The sequence below is a fragment of the Mycobacterium neumannii genome (assembly GCF_002245615.1).
Taxonomy (GTDB): domain Bacteria; phylum Actinomycetota; class Actinomycetes; order Mycobacteriales; family Mycobacteriaceae; genus Mycobacterium; species Mycobacterium neumannii_A.
In genome coordinates, this window is the sequence record NZ_NKCO01000012.1 from 98,117 (window position 1) to 116,583 (window position 18,467).

15 protein-coding genes are annotated in these 18,467 nt (G+C 67.1%); 7 read left to right on the forward strand and 8 right to left on the reverse strand.

The genetic code is table 11. From position 1 onward, the window contains the following. Positions 1–15 precede the first annotated feature (15 nt). Together CEX88_RS15675 and CEX88_RS15680 are read right to left on the reverse strand one after the other, a co-directional pair. On the reverse strand, positions 16–1,593 hold the full coding sequence (locus CEX88_RS15675; protein ID WP_238382080.1) for a class I adenylate-forming enzyme family protein: 1,578 nt from the start codon (positions 1,591–1,593) through the stop codon (positions 16–18). Further along, positions 1,587–2,756 (reverse strand): thiolase family protein, encoded by a 1,170-nt coding sequence (locus CEX88_RS15680; RefSeq protein WP_094294174.1) that lies wholly within the window; start codon positions 2,754–2,756, stop codon positions 1,587–1,589. The genes CEX88_RS15675 and CEX88_RS15680 overlap by 7 nt, the downstream gene beginning before the upstream one ends. A gap of 46 nt (positions 2,757–2,802) precedes the next feature. Between CEX88_RS15680 and CEX88_RS15685 the strand changes: the two genes are divergently transcribed. Next, a complete protein-coding gene (locus CEX88_RS15685) occupies positions 2,803–3,234 on the forward strand; it encodes a Zn-ribbon domain-containing OB-fold protein (RefSeq protein ID WP_094294175.1) in 432 nt (143 codons plus the stop codon). On the opposite strand, the gene CEX88_RS15690 is transcribed toward CEX88_RS15685, so the two are convergent. From CEX88_RS15690 to CEX88_RS15710, 5 genes are read right to left on the reverse strand one after another with little or no spacing between them, the layout of a single operon-like run. Continuing rightward, positions 3,227–5,392: an acyl-CoA dehydrogenase family protein gene (locus CEX88_RS15690; RefSeq protein ID WP_094294176.1), complete on the reverse strand. Its 2,166-nt coding sequence runs from the start codon at positions 5,390–5,392 to the stop codon at positions 3,227–3,229. The two genes, CEX88_RS15685 and CEX88_RS15690, sit on opposite strands and share 8 nt — an antisense overlap. Next, positions 5,356–6,789 (reverse strand): phosphotransferase family protein, encoded by a 1,434-nt coding sequence (locus CEX88_RS15695; RefSeq protein WP_094294215.1) that lies wholly within the window; start codon positions 6,787–6,789, stop codon positions 5,356–5,358. The genes CEX88_RS15690 and CEX88_RS15695 overlap by 37 nt, the downstream gene beginning before the upstream one ends. Beyond that, on the reverse strand, positions 6,786–7,649 hold the full coding sequence (locus CEX88_RS15700) for an enoyl-CoA hydratase/isomerase family protein (protein WP_094294177.1): 864 nt from the start codon (positions 7,647–7,649) through the stop codon (positions 6,786–6,788). Before CEX88_RS15700 ends, CEX88_RS15695 begins: the two co-directional genes overlap by 4 nt. Continuing rightward, positions 7,646–8,914: an FAS1-like dehydratase domain-containing protein gene (locus CEX88_RS15705; RefSeq protein WP_094294178.1), complete on the reverse strand. Its 1,269-nt coding sequence runs from the start codon at positions 8,912–8,914 to the stop codon at positions 7,646–7,648. The genes CEX88_RS15700 and CEX88_RS15705 overlap by 4 nt, the downstream gene beginning before the upstream one ends. A gap of 1 nt (position 8,915) precedes the next feature. Beyond that, the gene (locus CEX88_RS15710) at positions 8,916–10,187 is read right to left on the reverse strand and encodes a cytochrome P450 family protein (protein ID WP_094294216.1); all 1,272 of its coding nucleotides are present in this window, start codon (positions 10,185–10,187) and stop codon (positions 8,916–8,918) included. A 118-nt stretch (positions 10,188–10,305) separates the two neighbouring features. On the opposite strand from CEX88_RS15710, the gene CEX88_RS15715 reads away from it, so the two are divergent. The 6 genes from CEX88_RS15715 (at position 10,306) to CEX88_RS15740 (ending at position 17,599) form a co-directional block, all read left to right on the forward strand. Continuing rightward, entirely contained in the window at positions 10,306–11,139 is an 834-nt protein-coding gene (locus CEX88_RS15715; RefSeq protein ID WP_094294179.1) for an enoyl-CoA hydratase/isomerase family protein, read from the forward strand. 4 nt (positions 11,140–11,143) lie between these two features. Further along, entirely contained in the window at positions 11,144–12,574 is a 1,431-nt protein-coding gene (locus tag CEX88_RS15720) for a FadR/GntR family transcriptional regulator (protein ID WP_094294180.1), read from the forward strand. 69 nt (positions 12,575–12,643) lie between these two features. After that, entirely contained in the window at positions 12,644–14,230 is a 1,587-nt protein-coding gene (locus tag CEX88_RS15725; protein ID WP_238382081.1) for an AMP-binding protein, read from the forward strand. 25 nt (positions 14,231–14,255) lie between these two features. Beyond that, positions 14,256–15,110, forward strand: coding sequence for an acyl-CoA thioesterase (locus CEX88_RS15730; RefSeq protein WP_238382082.1), 855 nt, complete (start codon positions 14,256–14,258; stop codon positions 15,108–15,110). A 91-nt stretch (positions 15,111–15,201) separates the two neighbouring features. Continuing rightward, entirely contained in the window at positions 15,202–16,344 is a 1,143-nt protein-coding gene (locus tag CEX88_RS15735; RefSeq protein WP_094294182.1) for a DUF7065 domain-containing protein, read from the forward strand. 46 nt (positions 16,345–16,390) lie between these two features. Next, positions 16,391–17,599: a CaiB/BaiF CoA transferase family protein gene (locus CEX88_RS15740; protein WP_094294183.1), complete on the forward strand. Its 1,209-nt coding sequence runs from the start codon at positions 16,391–16,393 to the stop codon at positions 17,597–17,599. 4 nt (positions 17,600–17,603) lie between these two features. Here the strand turns inward: CEX88_RS15740 and CEX88_RS15745 are convergent, their stop codons facing one another. Next, positions 17,604–18,398: a FadR/GntR family transcriptional regulator gene (locus CEX88_RS15745; protein ID WP_094294184.1), complete on the reverse strand. Its 795-nt coding sequence runs from the start codon at positions 18,396–18,398 to the stop codon at positions 17,604–17,606. Positions 18,399–18,467: the final 69 nt, after the last annotated feature.

An 18,467-nucleotide genomic window follows, 5' to 3' on the forward strand; every position in this document is an offset into this window, starting at 1 on the left:
CCTTTCGTCGGATCCCTACTGCTCGGTCGTGTCGAGTTGTTCTCTGAGACGGTGCTTTTGCACCTTGCCGCTGATGGTGCGCGGCAACTCCGACACCACCACGATGCGTTCGGGCGTCTTCTGTCTGGCCAGCCCACATGCGGCGAAGTGGGTTGCGGCATCGGCGGTGTCGAATGACTGCCCGTCGTTCAGTACGACGAACACGCAGACCCGTTCGCCGTACTTCTCGTCGGGGGCGCCGATCGCGGCGGCTTCGGCCACCGAGGGGTGGCTGCCGACCACGTCCTCGACCTCCTTCGACGAGATGTTCTCGCCGCCGCGCACGATGATGTCCTTCTTGCGGTCGGTGATGGTGAGGAAGCCCTCGACGTCCAAGCGTCCGACATCGCCGGTGCGAAACCAGCCGTCGACGAAGCCGGCCGCGTTGAACCGAGGGTCGGTGTATCCGGAGAACAACTCGGGTCCCTGGGTCAGGATTTCACCGTCGGCGCCCGCCGGAACGTCGCGACCGCGCTCGTCGACCAGCCGAATCTCGGTGCCGGGGGCGATCCGCCCGTCGGTGTCGGCCCTCTTGTCCAGCGGGTCCTCCGGGCGGCCCACGCTGATCGTGGGGTGCTCGCTGGAGCCGTAGCAGCGATAGGCGCCGATGCCGAACCGGTCGGCTCGCCTGATCAGCGTGCCCGCGACGCCTGCCGCGCCTGTCGTGTACTCGCGCAGACTCGACACGTCGAGTCCGTCGCGCTCGGCGATGTCGAGGATGCCGCCGAGGTGGATTGGCGCGCCGGCCGACACCCTCACCGTGTGCTCGGCGATGAGCCGTGCGGCCGCTTCGGGATTCCATGCATCCATCGCGATGGTGCGGCCGGACCGGCACAGCAGGCGCAGGATGCCCAGCGTCCCGGCGATGTGGCCGGACGGGAACACCGCAAGCGTCGTCTCGTCGGCCTCGGTGTGCCGCAGCGCATCCATCGCCCGCAGTTCACCGAGCAGCGAGTGGTGGCTGTGCTGGACGCCCTTGGGTTCGGCCGTCGTCCCCGACGTGTACACCAGCACCGCGCGGCTGTTCGGGTCGGGGTTGACGGGCGCGAAACCCGTTGCCGGCGTGGATGCCAACTCCTCGAGCGGAACGGTGCCGGGGTGCGCGCCACCCAGCACGATACGGTGCTGCAGCGCGGGCAGATCGGCCATCGCCGCCACAGTCGCGGCCGTGTCGCGGTTGCGCAGCTGCCGGGCCAGGATGATGGCGCGCGCCCCCGACTGCCTGGCGATGAAGGCGACCTCGGCAGGCCCGTAGATCGGCACGATGGGCAGCACCACCGCACCGCACAACCAGGCCGCGGCATGCGCGGAGAAGCATTCGCGCCAGTTCGGAAGCTGTACGGCGACGACGTCGCCCGCCCGAATACCCAACCCCGCCAGTCCGGCCGCCAAGCGCATGCTTTCGTCGAAGAGTTCGGTGACGGTGAACTCGTCGGCGTGGTCATCGCTGTGAACCATGACCACGGTGTCGGGCTGCGCTCGGATGAACCCCGCGATCTCGTCGGGGATGGTGTCGGCGGCTGTCACCGCGAGGCGCTCGGACCCGGTCAACACGACAACAGCACACATCCGGCGATCGGGCCGCCACCGGCCGATGCGACGGCCACCTCGGGGCGCTCGGCTATCGCCGTGTCCCCCGCCAGGCCGCGCAACTGCTGACATGCCTCGTACAGCACCCAGTACCCGTGCATACGGCCGGCCGACAACTGACCGCCGTAGGTGTTCAGCGGCAACGGGCCGTCACGCGCGATCTTGTGACCGCCCTCGACGAACGGCCCACCCTCACCGTCGGCGCAGAAACCCAACGCCTCCAACCATGCCAGCGTGAGATAGCTGAAACCGTCGTACAACTCGGCGATGTCGACGTCAGCCGGTTTCAGGTCGGTCTGTGACCACATGTCGGCGGCGGCATCATGCATCGCCATCTTCGGGTAGTCGGGGCGACCGGTCCATCCGCCCGCACCCGACGCCCCACCCGCGGCTTCGATGGTGACCGCACCGTGCGGGGCGTTGGCCCGGTGTGCGGGGGTGGAGAGCACCAGAGCGATGGAACCGTCGACCGGCACGTCGCAATCGAGGAGGCCCAGAGGTGAGGAGATCATCCTGGCGCCCAGGTACTGCTCCATGGTCATCGGGTCGCGGTACACCGCCAGCGGGTTGCTCGCGGCATTGCGTCGCCCGTTCAGTGCGATCCAGCCGAGTTGCTCTTTGGTGGTGCCGTAGCGGTCCATATGGGCGCGACAGTGCAGGGCGAGCCAGTTGGCGGCCGAATATGCGTGTGCGGCAAGCAGATAGCCGACTTCGGTCATGTCCATACCGCCTTCGGCGGGCTTGCCGCCCGATGCCGGAACCCGTTCGGCGGCACCGCGATCCACCGTGCCGCCGATCATCTGCACCGTCCGGTAGACGAGCACGTGGCGGGCCCTGCCCTCGGCGATCAGGTCACGCGCGGCGACGACCGGGGTCAGCAGCCCGTTGCGGCCCAGCATCGGCCCCTGTTCGCCCGCGGCCGCAACACCCAGCGCGGCGGCCGCCTCGTCGGCGGGGGTGTCGCCCATGGTGAGAACCGCATCGATGTCGGCGGGCGCCAAGCCCGCGTCGGCGATGGCGTCAGCCGAGGCCTCGACGGTGAGATCCAGTCCCGGGATGCCGGTGCGGCGCCCGATACGAGAAATCCCGGCGCCCGAGATGACCGGGGCGCTCGGCGCGGGGGACATGCAACCTCCTACCGACGAATGAACTTAATCAGTGTACTTTTATAGCGTGTCTGATGCTTCGGTTCCTTCCGATTTCTCGCACGCCCCGCGCATCCTGCCCCCGCTCGACGACACCTCGCGCCCGTATTGGACCGGCGGAGCCGAGGGCCGGTTGCTCATCGCCCACTGCGCGGCATGTCGGCGCTACGTCCATCCCCCACGGCCGGTGTGCCCGACGTGCGGAACCGATCCGGAGTTCGTCGCGGTGTCGGGTCGGGGAACCGTCTTCACCTACACGGTGTGTCATCAGCAGTTCAATCCCAGCGTGCCAACACCTTTCGTGGTCGCCCTGATCGAGCTGAGCGAAGATGCCGGCACGCGGCTCATTGCCAACGTCGTCGACTGCGACCCTGATGCGGTGTACTCCGGGATGCCGGTCGAGCTCCGATTCCAACAACAAGACGACGTGTGGGTTCCGGTGTTCGCGCCGGTCACTTGATCAGCGGGTCGCGCGGCAGACCGAGGATGCGCTCGGCGATCTGATTGCGTGTGATCTCCGAGGTGCCGCCCGCGATGGTCATACCGCGGGAGGCCAGCACCATGAAGCCCGGATACTTCCCCGGACCGCTCAGGAGCGCGACGTCGGGTCCGACGAGCTCCGCGGCGAGGCCCGCCCGGGCCACGACGTGTTCGGCGATCAGGAGTTTGGTGACGTTGCCCTCCGGACCGGGTTCGGCACCGACGACGCTGCGCACCGCCCGGCGCAGGTTGAGCAGTCGCAGCGCGTGATCGTCGGCGAGGAACCTGCCCGCCCGCTCGGGGGCGGCCGCGACCCGGTCACCGTACCGCTGTGTCAGGTCGACGACCGTCCCGGCGGCTCCTCGGGCACCGGGTAGTCCGCCGCCGATGCTGACGCGTTCGTTACCGAGGGTCGCCCGCGCCACCCGCCATCCGTCGTTGGGTTCGCCGACCACGTCGCGGTCGGGAACGAAGACGTCGTTGAAGAACACCTCGTTGAACTCCGAGCCCCCGGTGATCTGACGCAGCGGCCGGACCTCGACGCCGGGAGCGTTCATGTCGATGATGACCGTGGTGATGCCTGCGTGCTTGGCCGCGGCGGGATCGGTGCGCACCGTCGCCAGGCCATAACGACAGAGGTGCGCGCCGCTGGTCCACACCTTCTGACCGTTGATGATCCAGCCACCGTCGGTGCGCGTGGCCTTGGTGCTCACCGCCGCCGCGTCCGAACCGGCGCCGGGTTCGGAAAACAGCTGGCACCAGACGTGCTCCCCGGTCAGCGCCGGGCGCACCAGTCGCTCGATCTGATCGGCGGTGCCGTGCTGGATCATCGTCAGCACCACCCAGCCGGTGATGCCGAACTCCGGTCGCTTGATGCCGGCCTCGGCCATCTCCTGCTCGATGACCAGTTGTTCGACCGCACCGGCCGCTCGGCCCCACGGCTTCGGCCAGTGCGGCATCACATATCCGGTCTCGATCATGCGCTCGCGCAACGGGTCCGGATCCAATCCCGTCCAGGTGGCGAACTCGGCACGCACCTCCTCGCGCAGCTGTTCGGCTTCGGGCGGCAGATCGATCGAGTTCTCGCGAACCACGCCCTTCGCGGTCAGTTCATAGACATCGACCGGGGCGTCGCGTCCGCCGAGCAACCCGCGCAGTGTGAGGGCACGCCGCAGGTGCAGGTGCGCGTCGTGCTCCCACGTGTACCCGATGCCGCCGTGCACCTGGATGTTCAATTCGGCGTTGTGCACGTAAGCCGGAAACGCCAGGGTCGCCGCACAGGCCGCCATCAGGGCGAACTCCTGCTCGCCTGCCGCTGCCGCCCTCGCCGCGTCCCATGCGGTCGCTCCGGCCGATTCCGCGGCCACCAGCATGTTGGCCAGATGATGTTTGACGGCCTGGAACGTACCGATGGTGCGGCCGAATTGTTCACGTACCTTCGCGTACTCGACCGCGGTCTCGAGGCAATCGTGTGCTCCCCCAACTGCTTCGGCGGCCAGGATGGTCCTGGCCATGGCGCGCGCGGTTCCGGCGGCGCCCGCAAGCACCTCCGAACCGTCGATCGCGACGTCGGTCAGCGTGACGCGTGCCGAGCGCCTGGTCGGGTCGAGGTTCGTCTTCACGTCGACGACGACGCCGTCGGCCGCGGCCGAGAGCACCACGACGTCGTCCCCGACCGTGAGCACCAGCAGGTCGGCCAGACCCGCACCGAGTACCACACCTGCCTCACCTGTGCAGTGCGAGCCGTCGGAGGACAGCGCCGTGCTGAACCCGACGCCCGCCGTCGAACTCCCGTCGACCAGGCCCGGTAACCAGCGCCCGCGTTGCTCCTCGGTGCCCGCTGAGGAGATGATCGCCGACGCGATCACCGTCGGCACGAACGGTCCCGGCGCCACCGCACGCCCGAATTCCTCTGTCACCGCGACCAGTTCGGGCAGGCCACATCCCGAGCCGCCGTACTGCTCAGGCACATGGAGGCCCAGCCACCCCAGTCCGGCGAGTTCGGACCAGAATTCGGGCTGCGATTCGGTGTCGGCGTCCAACAGCGCGCGCGATGCCGTACGCGCACCGCGCGCGACGAGGAAGGACCGTGCGACCTCGGCTAGCTCACGGTGGTCTTCGGTGATGGCGATGCCCATCGCTGCACTCCTGTTTCGCTCGAATCGTGAAGTTCCGGCCAGGTGCGGTGCCGCAACGCGCCGGACGCGGTTCTGGTCAGGTAGTCGTCGCGTTTGATACCGCGCCACAACTGGGCGACGTAGTCGCGTTCATCGAGTTCGCCGCGCGCGACGCGCTCGGCCAGGGCGGCTCGGCCCAGCGGAACCGAAGCCGGGCTCTCACCGAGCAGTTCGGTCAGTTCGGTCAGTTCGGCCGCGTCGACCTGCGCACCCACCCGATCCACTTCGGCGAGGTACTTGACCAGCCGGGCAGCGCCCTTGACGTAGCGGACGGCCAGCGCGTCGGTCGAGCGCCCCGCCGCGTCAGACAGGGCTGCGGCAGTGGCGGCGTACACGGAGGCGCGCTCGGATTCCTGGTCTTCATCGGGGAATTCGACTTCGACGTCGGGGATACCGACCACCCGAGCGAGCGCCTCGATCAGCAACCGGCGGTGCAGCATGCCGTAGATCAGGCTGTTCCCGGCGTCGGGTGAATTCGCCGGCACCGACGCCCGCGCGTCGACGCCGCCGGGGTTCATCGAAGCCAACCGCGTCTCGGCGAACAGCCGGTAGTACCAGACCCGGCCTTCGTCGACCGGGTGTCCGGATAGCCGTTCGTACTCGGCGATGCGGTCCGGGAAATGTGTGAAGGTGTCCTGCACGGTGCGCAGGGACAGCCACGCGATGTCGTCCATCGGGTCACCGAAGTGGGCCAGCTCCCAGTCCACGATCGCGGTCACCGTGCCGCCGGCGTACATGAAGTTGCCGGGCCCGGTGTCACCTTGGACCAGCACTGTCGGTCCGTCGTAGTCGGGGACGTTGCGCTCGAGCCAATCGATGCAGAATGACACCAGCGGAGCCGGTTTCCCGTGTGCGGCAACGCGTTCGCGCATTCGAGCCAGTTCATCCCGCACGTGCCCTTGCGCCGGGCCGGCGGGGCCCAGGCTAGGGATGTCCAACATTGCGGCGTCGATGCGGTGCAGATGGGCCAGTTTGGCGATGAAATCCTGCGCGGTGCGCACCTGTTCGTCGGGATCCTTGATCAGACGGAACCAGGTGTCGCCGCCGACGCGCTCCAGGAGCACCGCCTGCTCGTTCGGGTGCGCGGCCACCACCCGTGGCACCGTCACACCGTGGCGCCACAGCTCCGCCATGATCTCCGCTTCGACCTGCAACGGGTGAAAGGCGCTGCCGGGCTTCGGCGGTTGGGGGTCGTAGCGCAGGAAGAGCTGCTCATCACCGCCTGGACCGTGCGTGTCGACGAACCAGGCCTGCCTGCTGGCACCTCCGGGTACCTGCTTGACCTCGACTCGTTCGGCGCCGGTGGTCTGCAAGATCCACTGCTGCAATTCGGCGGAGATCGACGCGACGCCGCTCATGATCGGGCACCCGCCTTCGCCGCGGCGGCGGCCAGCCATGCCTTGGCCGCCGCACGGTGCTCAGCGGTCATGCCGCTGCGCACCATACGCTCGCTTTCATCCGCCAAAGCCTGCTCCAACGAAAGCTTCTGTGCATCAAGGACGTTAGCCTTGGTACCGGCGAACGCGGCCGTCGGTCCCGCGGCGATCTGCGCGGCCCAGCGGATCGCCGACTCGCGCAGGTCGGCGTCGTCGACGACCCGGTTGAACAACCCGAGCCGCAGCCCGGCCTCCGCGTCCACCGGTTCGTCGGCGATCAAGAGTTCGAGCGCTTTCGCCGGCCCGACCAACCGCGTCAGGAACCAGGCCCCGCCGAAGTCACCGGAGAAGGCCAACTTTGACCAGCCGGGGATGAGCCGCGCCGAACGCGCCGCGATGCGAAGGTCCGCGGCGAGCGCGATGCTCATGCCCGCGCCGACGGCCGCACCGGGCAACGCCGCGATCGTGATCTTCGGCATGTGATGCAGCAGGGTCACCATCTTCGCGTTGTCGGCCAGCTGTGCGGACTGCGCGCGCATCTTCGCCTCAACATCGCCGTCATCGCCGGCCTGTTCGGAGGTCTGTCTCCCCGAATTACCGTCGCGCACATCGCCGCCGGCACAGAATGCGCTCCCAGATCCCGTGATCAGGACACACCCGACCGCGTCGTCGGCGCCGAACTGCTCCAGCAGCCGGGGCACCGCGACGTACATCTCGGCATGCAGTGCGTTGCGCCGTTCGGGCCGATTCAGCGTGAGGACCCCGACTCCCTCGACGACCTCGGCCAGCACAGTGTCGGTGCCGGTTTCGATCGGGTGGGCTATCGGGTGGGCTGAAGTCACCGCCGCGATTTTCCGATCAGTTCGTTGTGCCGGTCGAGCATCGCCGCGGCCTTCCGGCGCAGTTCCTCGTCCGGCGTGGGCAGGATCACCGGGCCGTGTTCGCGGCTGGGCAAAGCGACGGTGGCAGTGGCAGGAGCGGTGACCTCGCCTCGCTGGCTTGTGCAACGGAAGTCCAGGTCCACCAACGCATTTCCGTTCTCCATACGTTTGCCGACGACCTCGCCGGTGATGAACTGCGTGTCACCGATGAAGTTGAACTTGCGCATCTCGTCGTGTTGGCGCACCAGCCAGCCGTCGTCACCGATCCAGTCGGTGACGAAGTGCGTGAGCCAGCACTCGCGCATCACGCCGTAGTCGTAGGCCATCGGGTTGCCGATGGACTGCGACCACTCGTTCTCCCAGTGCAGACGCTGGGCGACGTCCGGGATGCCTGCGGCGTTCTTGATGTAGAACTTGGGCACGCGCTGGCGGTTCTTGTAGCCGATCCGCGCGGCGCCGATCCCGTACGGCCCGAAGCCGTAACCGCCCGAGTGGAAGCTGATCACGTCGGTGAGCGTCAACGGACCCTTGACCATCTTCGGCAGCGGCTCACCGACCTCCACGTCCTCCCAATACCGCGGCTCCGCGCCGCGGGGGTCCTCGGCGGCGTAGATCTCGTCGATCTCGGCGATCTGCTCGTCGGTGTAGGTCGCCGGCTGGATGTCCATGTACTTGCCGCGCTCACGGGAGCGCTGGCGCTCGGTCGCGATCAGGATGATGCGGGCCACTGCGACGACCTCGGCGCGCTGGTTCACCTTCACCTGGCGGATGATGCGGATGATGGATCGCCCCGCATACTCGCTGTGCTTCTCTTCGATCGACTCCAAACCGCCGAAGCCGTAGAGCGAGTCCCCCGGCCGCACCGGCTGGTACCACTCGGTGGTCTGGCCGGAGACGAAGACGTGGATGCCGGAGAACAGGCCCCTGGTGGCCTTGCGGATATCCTCGGGAATCGGATCGCCGAGCATCTTCTTGGACATCGCCGAGAAGATCATCGGCGGGGCAATGACGCCGCCCCACCGGGTGTCGGCGGCGTAGTCGGGATCGCAGAACAACGGGTTGTCATCGCCTGCGCCCCGGGCGAAGTTGCGGATGCCGTCGACACTGGCCTCACGGTAGAACTCGTCGATGCTGGTCGGGGCGTCGATGCCGATCAGCAGCTTGGCGCGTTCGATGTCCTCGTCCTTGATGGCGTGGTCGAATTCCTGCTGTTGTGTCTGCGTCATATCAGTACATCCGTATCGGTAGGTTGGTCAGTCCGCGAAGCGACACCGTCGGGCGGTAATGCAGCTGCTCCGGCGGCACCTTGAGTTCCCAGTTGGGGAAGCGTCGCAGCAGGGTGCTCAACGCCGCGCGGCCTTCCAGCCTCGCGAGTTGATGGCCCAGGCAGTAGTGGATACCGAAGGCAAACCCAAAGTGCCGGTTGGGCTTCCGGCTCAGGTCCAATGTATCCGGATTATCGAACACCGCCTCGTCCCGGTTGGCGGAGATGATCGCCCCCAGTAACTGGGAGCCGCGCGGGATGGGCACACCCCGAATCTCCATGTCCTCCTTGGCAAGCCGGGCCGCGCCGTAGGACACCGGGGCGGTGTAGCGCAACAGTTCCTCGAGTGCGGTGGTTTCGAGGAGTTCGGGCTGGCTGCGCAACAGGTCCTGCTGCTCGGGATGCTGGGTCAGGGCCAGCACGCTGCTGCCGATCAGGCTCGAGGTGGTGTCGTGGCCGGCCAGCAGCAGCAGGAAGACCATCGCGACGGCTTCCTTGTGGCTGAGCTTGTCCCCACCGTCGTTGGCCCGCACCAGTTCTGAGATCAACCCGTCGTCGGGGTTGGCCCGGCGATCGGCGATCATCTCTTCGAAGAGCCGAGACAGCTTGATCGAGTGATACGCACTGCGGAGCTGCCCGGCGCGACGTCCCGCGTCGTCGCCCAGCTTCTCCACGAGGTCGTGGAACCTGTCGCGGTCCTTGTCGGCGATGCCGAGCATGGTGGCGATGACCGCCAGCGGCAGCTTGACGGCGAAGGCCTGGACCAAGTCGACGTCGCGTTCGGCCGCCACCTCGTCGGCGAGTTGTTCGGCGATCTTGTTGATGTCGGGCACCAGCGTGGTGACGAACTTCGGCGTGAACGCCTTGTGTACCAACGTCCGTAGCCGTTTGTGGTCGGGATCGTCGCGAAAGACCATGGTCTCGGTCAACATCCGGATCGACGACGGCAGCATCCAGGCGATCCGGCCCGCCGAGGTGTACTTCATGATGTCGTTGGAGAAGCGATCGTCGCCGAAGACGAGGCCGACGTCCTCGTGCCGGGTCACCAGGTAGCCGCCCTTGCCCCGCAGCAGCAGCGGGGCGGTGGCCCACGAGATGGGCGCTTGCGCGCGCAGTTCGGCCATCCGCGCGTACGGAGCGTCGAGCATCTGCCGAGTGCCGAGGTCGGTGTACGGCAACCCGGCCGGGCCCGGACTTGCTTTGGCGGACCGGGGCGCCCTGGACGCCTTCGTCATGGTCACTCCCATCGGGGCCGACTCGCACCCCGGGCGCATGTCACTCGTGCACCCAAACTGCCCATCTCATTTCCCCGTGTGTCAGTTGCGAATCCATTTTATTAGTACACTGAATACTATGATTTACGCTAGCCCCCACGCGAACATCGACCCGGGCACCTCTGATGGTGCGCTTCAGGCCATCGATTTCGCGGTCGGTTCGGACCATGTGGCGACGGTGACGTTGAATCGGCCCGATGCGATGAATGCCATCTCCGAGCGGATGGCCCGCGAATTGGTCTGGGTGTGGGAAACCGTGCGCGATACCGACGACATCCATGTCGTCGTGCTACGGGCGGCGGGCGATCGGGCCTTCTGCACCGGTGTCGACGTCAAGGGCGACGGGAGTTGGTTCCTTAAGTCCAACGTGTGGAACAGCTTCGATCCCGGGGTGTGGGTGTCGCCGAAGATCGCGCACCGGTGCTGGAAGCCGGTGATCACCGCGGTCCACGGGCTGGTGGCCGGAGGCGGGCAGTACCTGCTGAACGAGGCTGACATCATCATCTGCTCCGAGGACGCCGCATTCTTCGACCCACACGCGAACGCGTCGATCGTCTCGGCGCTGGAACCGATCGGCATGCTGCACCGCGGCGTCCCACTGGGCGACGTGCTGCGCTGGGCGCTGATGGGCACAGAGGAGCGCATCTCTGCCCACACCGCGCTGCGACTGGGGCTGGTGACCGAGGTCGTCGACCGCGAACAGCTCTGGGAGCGCGCCCACCAGATCGCCGCGACTATCGCCGAGCGAAATCCGAATGCAATCCAGGGAACCATCCGGGCGATATGGGAATCTCTAGACATGACCAGGTCGACCGCGCTGCAGAACGGCATGGCCTACACCCACATCGGGAACCCGCCCGTCGCCGAAAGACGCGCGACGCCACGACGCAATGGCCCACCCACCTACCGGTGACCCCGTGGACCAGGACCTGATCGCGCCGCGGATCGACTCGCGGCAGGCCAAGTTGGCGGGTCGGGCCGCCGAACAGATCGTCGCCGACGTCATCGAACTGGGTTGGCCGGTGGGTCATGTGCTCGGTTCGGAGGCCGAACTGCTCGAGCGATATGGGGTGAGTCGGGCCGTGCTGCGGGAGGCCGTGCGCCTCGTCGAGCATCAGCGCGTGGCCCGCATGCGGCGCGGTACCGGCGGCGGCCTGGTCATCGACGAACCCGACGTCGACGCGGTGATCGGCCCGACCTTGATCTACCTCCTGCGGGCCAAGGCCACCCTCGACGAACTTTTCGACACCCGGATCATCCTGGAGGAACTGGTCGCCGAACTGGCCTCGCAACGTGCCGGTGAGGCCGATATCAGCACCGTGCGCGAAACGTTGGCGGAGGAGTCGGCGGGCAACTTCACCGAATACCGGCTCCTGCACACCCAACTGGCCGCGCTGACCGGGAATCCGGTCTTACAACTCTTTGTCGAAACCTTCAGCCGCGTCATTGATTTCCACTTCGCGGACGAGGCCATGCTGCCCGCCAGCATGAGCAAGGAAGTACAGCACGCGCATGCGAGCATCGCCAGGGCGATCCTGACCAACAACCCCGGCGTGGCCCGCGAGCGGATGAGCAGGCATCTGCGCGCCGAAGCGGAGTTCATTCACCGTCAGCCGGCGACGGTGCAGGCCCTGGACCCCACCACCGCCCTGGCGGGCACCGACGGCGACAAGCGCGGCGAGGCGCTGGCCAGACAGATCTTCGCGTGGGTCCTCGACACCGGGGCGACACCTGGCACATTCATCGGCTCCGAGGCCACGCTGATGGCCAAGTACAAGGCCAGCCGGGCGGTGCTGCGTGAGGCCATCCGAATCCTCGAGTACCAGCAGATCGCGCTCACCCGGCGCGGCCCCGGCGGCGGCCTCTTCGTCGCGGAGCCCGACAGTTCGGCACTGACCGAGATCATCTCGATCTACCTACGCCGCCACGGCGTCAACGCACGACACATCCAGGAGTTGCGCACCGGCCTGGAACTGGCGGTCGCCGAGCGGGCGGCCTCCGCCGTGCGCTCGGGCACCGTTGATGCCTCGATGATCGAGAAGGCGCTGGCCACCGAGTCCGAACAGGGCGTCACCGCCGCGTATGCCAAACGCGAAGACTTCCATTCCGTGCTCGCCCGGCTCTCGGGTAATCGGGCATTGGACCTCGTGCACCGGGTGACCATGCGACTGGGGTGGAACTTCTTCGCCCAGTACGTCGATCACGACCCCCAGGCGCTCGAACGGGCCTCGAAGGCCATCGATCCGGCGCACCGCAGCATCGCCGACGCGCTGCTGGCCGGCGACAGCGAGCTGGCCGTGGTGCGGATGCGCGCACACGTCACGGCCACCACCCCGCAAGACCGGTGACCTCCGAGTGACTCGGCATCTGGCCTGTCCGGCGCCACATATTGAGTATACTGTTATAGCTAATTGAAGATGGGAGCGCTCGTGAAGCATCCGTGGGACCAGCGACTCGGAGTGTGGTGGATCTCCGAAGATCACCCCCACGCCCCGGCGATCGCCGAGTCGCCCAGCGGGCGCACTATGAGCTTCGGTGAACTCGCCGCGGCAGCCCACCGGGTGGCCAACGCCTTGCGCGCCCACGGCCTACGAGACGGCGAGGCGGTCGCGTACGCGCTGCCGAACGACGTCGACGCCGTGGTGTGGCAGTTGGCGACCACCGAGATCGGTCTGCGCTACCTGACGCTGAACCCGACGCTGTCGGCAGACGAGTTCGCCTCGATCCTCGAACACTCCGGCGCCACCGCCCTGGTATCCCACGTCGACGACCTGGACCGGTGCGCCGCCGCGGCAGGCGGCGCCACCCTGCGGGTCGTCGTCGGTTCCGGGTCTGGGAACGGCCTGCCCGCCGGATTCATCACCGACACCGAATTGGTGGCCGACCACCCGCCGACGCCGCCCGCAGGCCGCAGACAAGGCGATTCCATCCGGTATTCGTCGGGGACCACCGGTAAGCCGAAGGGCATCATGCGCGCTCTCGAGGATCGCGATCCGTCCGAGGCCGCCAATGCCATGGCGGTTTTCGGCCGCGCCTTCGACTTCCGGCCGTTCGACGGCGCGCACCTGGTGTCGACGGGTATGCATCACGCCGGTTGCCAGAGCTTCTATCTCGGGGCGCTCCACGTCGGTCAGGCGTTGGTGATCCTCGGCAAGTTCGACGCGGAGCAGACCCTGGCCGCCATCGACCGGCACCCGGTCACGTCGGCCTACATGGTGCCCACCCAATTCGTGCGAATGCTCAAGCTGTCACGCGAGGTCCGCGACAAGTACGACGTGTCGAGCCTGCGTTCGGTGGTGCACTCGGCGGCACCGTGCCCGCTGCAGGTCAAGAAGGACATGATGGATTGGTGGGGTCCCGTCATCTGGGAGACCTACGGCGGCACCGAGGGCGCGGCCACAATCGCCAAACCTTATCGCTGGCTGGAAAAACCCGGCACGGTCGGGCGGCCGGTGCGCGGCATGAACGTCAAGATTCTCGGTGATGAGGGAAATCCGCTGCCCGCCAACGAAATCGGCCACGTCTACATCGAGTCGGTGGCCGGGCGGAGCTTCGAGTACCGCAACGACGCCGAGCTCACGGCGTCGGTGCACCGCGGGAACGCCTTCACGCTGGGCGACATGGGCTATCTCGACGACGACGGCTACTTGTTCATCTGCGACCGCGCCAAGGACATGATCATCAGCGGCGGCGTCAACATCTACCCGGCCGAGGTCGAGGGGGTTTTGTCGAGCCATCCGGCCGTCGCCGACGTGGCGGTGATCGGGATACCCGATCCGGAATGGGGCGAACAAGTCAAGGCGGTGATCGAACTCGTCGCCGACGCGGAACCGTCCGACGCCCTGGCCGCGGAAATTATCGCTTTCGGCCGGTCGCGATTGGCCGGGTTCAAGTGTCCGCGTTCGGTGGAGTTCACCGCCCAGCTCCCGCGCACCGAGACCGGAAAGCTGATGAAACGATCGATCAGGGACGCCTATTGGGCCGAAGCCGGCAGGCGGGTGTGACCACGTCCGCGAACTGGGGATGGCAATGAGCTTGACGCGCGAGGTTTTCGACGGCGAGCAGCTCACCCCGACCACCGTCGCCGAGGTGCTCCGCATCAAGCCGCTGCGGCACGACCGCTTTCGGGCCGATCCGGTCAGCGTGACGGGCAGGCGCACGATCTACGGCGGGCAGGTGGCGGCCCAAGCGCTGCGTGCGGCGAGCCTCACGGTGCCCGAGGATCGCATCGCACACTCCATCCACGGCTATTTCCTGCTCGCGGGTGATGCCAGCGCACCGATCGAGCTGCGGGTGGAACGGGACCGCGACGGCGGACGCTACTCGGGACGCCGCGTCACCGCCGTACAGAACGACGGGGTGATCTTCTCGATGTCCTGTTCGTTCAGCCGTCCGAAACCCGACGCGCCCGAGTATCAGGCCGCCGAACTACCGCGGGTGCAGCCGCCGGACGAGCTGGACACGCACCAGCTCAACGCGTCGCGCACGTTCGACGTGGAGGCCCGCGTCCCCGAGGACACCCGGCCCTGGTACCGCTGGCCTGCTCGAATGTGGCTGCGGATCCGCGAACCGTTGGCCGATGACCCCAACATGCGGGCCTGCGGTGTGGTGTTCCTGTCCGACCTGTGCACCGGATTGTCCCGTGCGCCGCACATCGAGCAGGTCGGTCTGCTGCCGAGCGTCGATCACGCGGTGTGGCTGCACCGCGGCGCGGATCCGAACGACTGGCTGCTGATCGATCTCGATCCCGTTGCGACCGCGGGCGGGCGCGGAATGTACTCCGGCCACCTCTACACCACGCACGGCAGGATCGTGGCCACTCTTGCACAGGAGTCGCTTTTCGACATCCCTCGACAACGCCCCGAGAAGCGTTCGGCTACATGAGGATTGGCGCAGATCATGCCCGCCATAGATTCGCCGGCGCTGATCTCGAGAGTATCGCCTAAATTAGTATCCTTTACGTTAGGATGACGCCATGCCACGGGCCAGTAGTCCGGACGCAGCGACGCAGACGGATCGCACGGACACCACAGATCGGGCGCATCGGACCGCGGTGATCACCGCCGATACGCCGATGCTCCCCGCCGACGACAACTTCCACCCGGCCCCCGAAGGCGACCCGTACTGGGCCGAGACAACCTGGTGGTCCTTCAACATCCCCGAACGCAAGATCGGATGCTGGCTGCACGCGACCTTCCACACCACCCGGCGCACCGTCACCTGGCGCGTGTACCTGTGGGACCCGCGCGGCGCCTTCCCGGACAAGCTGCGCTACTTCCGGATGCAGACCGAGGTGCCGGTGACTGACCCGAACCCGGACCTGCGCGACATCACCATTCCCGGCGGCGGCTTCTCGGTGCGAATGTTGCGTCCCCTGCGGGAATACCAGATTGAATTCGCCGATGCGGCAGCCGACTTCGCCATTCGCCTGCACTTCGAGGGCCTGCACGATCCGCGCCGCTTCACCCCCGGCGAACCACCGTTCATGAACCACACGCACTTCGACCAGGTCGGACACGTGACCGGCGCGCTGACGTTGGACGGCGAGCACATACCGATCGACTGCTACTCGGTACGAGACCGGTCGTGGGCACCGCGCGGCGCGCCCCGTCCCCCTCGGAAACCGGACAGCGGCAGACCAACAGACGACAGCGGGCGGGTCCTGCACCCGGGCGGGCCGCTGTGGCGTCAGATCGAACGCGAGCGCGGACGCGGGCGCATCCAGTACGTGTTCGCCCACACCGGACCGGAGGCCGGGTTCCTGGCCTTCGTCAGGGTCGCCGAGGGCCGCCCCGACGGCTGGTCACCGCTCAACCACGGATGGCTTCTGCGCGACGGCGAATTCGCCTCCCTCGACAAGCCGGCCAGCTCGATGAAGAACTACCGCGACCCGGCCACCGGGTGGAGTTCGCACATGGAGCTGCAATTGACCGACACGCTGGGACGGCGAATGGCCACAGAAGGCTTCACGGTCAGCCACATCAGCGAATACGGCAGCGGCAGCACCGCATTGATGCGGTTCGACATGGACGGCCGCATCGGTTGGGGCGAGGACCAGGACATCTGGGCGCCCAAGCACTTCGCCCGGATGCGTGACGCGCTTCAGGCGGTGCGGTGACCCTCCCATCGGGAATCGAACGTTCGCAGACGGCAGGAGCATGAGTATGGCTGGTCCATTCGAGGGTGTTCGCGTCGTCGAGGTGGCGGCATGGACCTTCGTGCCGGGTGCCGGCGCCATCATGGCCGATCTCGGCGCCGACGTGATCAAGGTGGAGCCCCCGACCGGTGATCCTCAGCGCGCCCTGCGAAATGCGCTCAACGCCGATGACAATGCGCCCAACCCGTTTCTGCACGTGCCCAATCGGGGTAAGCGCAGCATCACCCTGGACTTGACCACCCCGGCCGGTCTGGACGCACTGCGCCAACTCGTCAAGACCGCGGACGTCTTTCTCACCAGCTACCTGCCGAAAGTACGGGCGAAACTCGGCATCGATCCCGACGACCTGCGCGCGGACCATCCACGGCTGATTTACGTGCGGGGATCCGGCTGGGGCAGCACCGGTCCCAACGCCTCAACGGGCGGGTTCGATTCCGCCGCAGCGTGGTCGGCGGCGGGCGTTCAGAACAAGCTGACCGCCCCGGGGGCAACCGACCCCGCCGCGCAACCGGCCGCGTTCTTCGACCTGCAGGGCTCCAGTGCCATCGCCGGTGCGGTGGCCATGGCACTGTTCCGACGAGAACGGTCGGGTGAGGGCGCGCTGATCGACGTTTCACTGCTGAACACCGGTATGTGGACCATGGGCCCCGACATCGCCGCGGCGGCGGCCGGTTCGGGGGAACTGCCGCGCATCGAACGCAAGGCGGCACCGAATCCGATCGTCAACTACTACCGCACCTCCGACGACCGATGGTTGAACCTGGTGTGCCTGCAGGCTGACCGGTTCTGGCCTGAACTCTGCATGTTGATCGGGCGCGAGGACCTGATCGACGATGAACGATTCCGCGACGCCTTCTCGCGCTTCGTCAACAGTGCCGAATGCGTCGCGGAGTTGGACGCCACGTTCGGACGCCGCACGCTCGAGGAGTGGCGCAGCGCGTTGACGGGGTTCTCCGGCGTGTGGTCGGCGGCCGCGACATTCGAGGAGGTCTGCGCCAGCCCGCAGGTCGCCGAGAACGGTTATCTGCCCGAGGTCCAAGGCACCGATGGCAAGCCGTTCCGGTTGGTGGCCCCGCCCTATCAATTCGACGGCGTGCCAACCACACCGGCCGGTCCCGCCCCCGAACTCGGCCAGCACACCGAGGAGATTCTGCTGGATTGCGGCATGGACTGGGACACGATCGCAGGCCTGCGCGAACAGGGAGTGCTGGGCTGACGTGTCAGGAATACAGGTCGAGGACCGTTTCATTGGCGAGGTCGCCCCAGAGCATCTGGCGACCCGCCCGATTCATGTGAGCGGTCCAAAGATCCTTGGCTCCTGCGGCGTCCCCGTCCTCGACCAGCGCGATGAACTTCTCGAAGGTGCGCAGCGTCTGCTTGAACTGCTTTTCGATGACTTCGGGGCCGGCGGCGGTGGTGACAGCGCGTTGCATGTGCTTGGTGATCACATCGCGCAACACCGCACCGACCAGGGCCATGGTGTTGTTTCCGGACCGCTCGAGGATGACGTCGTGGAACCGGAAGACGACGGCCGACCACTCGCCGAGGTCGGCGTGCTCGGCACCTTCGGCGATCAGAGCCGCCAGAGCCGAACTGGTAGAACGCAATTCAGCGACATCATCGGACTTCGCCCGTTTGGCCAGCAGCTCGACGGCGGCGGGCTCGAAGACCTTACGCGCCTCGTACACATCGGCCAGTGTGGTCTTCGACATCTGCAGCAGCAGGCCGAAATCCCGCGCGGCCACGGCGGTCTCGGGCGAGGACACCAGCACGCCGCCACGCGAACCGCGGCGCACCACGATCAGGGATTCGCTCTCCAGGATCCGGAACGCCTCGCGCAGCGTGGGCCGCGACACCCCGAACTGCCGCACGAGTTCCACCTCGGTCGGCAGCGCGTCGCCCTTCTTGAGCACGCCACGCACGATGCTGCTGCGCAGATGGTCGGCGATCAGCTCGGCGGTCTTGGGGGCGCGAACGAGCTTGGACGAGCGGTCGCCACGGCCGTTCAGGTCCATCGCCCTCCTGCCCTACCCGCCGAAAACCTCAACCAAATAGCTAATTCAGCTTACTCAATGACGCCCGGC

Coding starts and splice junctions, on each gene's coding strand:
- CEX88_RS15715 (WP_094294179.1), top strand. CDS start 10,306: ATGATTTACGCTAGCCCCCACGCGAACATCGACCCGGGCACCTCTGAT.
- CEX88_RS15745 (WP_094294184.1), bottom strand. CDS start 18,398: ATGGACCTGAACGGCCGTGGCGACCGCTCGTCCAAGCTCGTTCGCGCC.
- CEX88_RS15680 (WP_094294174.1), bottom strand. CDS start 2,756: ATGTCCCCCGCGCCGAGCGCCCCGGTCATCTCGGGCGCCGGGATTTCT.
- CEX88_RS15725 (WP_238382081.1), top strand. CDS start 12,644: ATGGGAGCGCTCGTGAAGCATCCGTGGGACCAGCGACTCGGAGTGTGG.
- CEX88_RS15710 (WP_094294216.1), bottom strand. CDS start 10,187: ATGACGAAGGCGTCCAGGGCGCCCCGGTCCGCCAAAGCAAGTCCGGGC.
- CEX88_RS15730 (WP_238382082.1), top strand. CDS start 14,256: ATGAGCTTGACGCGCGAGGTTTTCGACGGCGAGCAGCTCACCCCGACC.
- CEX88_RS15740 (WP_094294183.1), top strand. CDS start 16,391: ATGGCTGGTCCATTCGAGGGTGTTCGCGTCGTCGAGGTGGCGGCATGG.
- CEX88_RS15690 (WP_094294176.1), bottom strand. CDS start 5,392: ATGGGCATCGCCATCACCGAAGACCACCGTGAGCTAGCCGAGGTCGCA.
- CEX88_RS15695 (WP_094294215.1), bottom strand. CDS start 6,789: ATGAGCGGCGTCGCGTCGATCTCCGCCGAATTGCAGCAGTGGATCTTG.
- CEX88_RS15705 (WP_094294178.1), bottom strand. CDS start 8,914: ATGACGCAGACACAACAGCAGGAATTCGACCACGCCATCAAGGACGAG.
- CEX88_RS15735 (WP_094294182.1), top strand. CDS start 15,202: ATGCCACGGGCCAGTAGTCCGGACGCAGCGACGCAGACGGATCGCACG.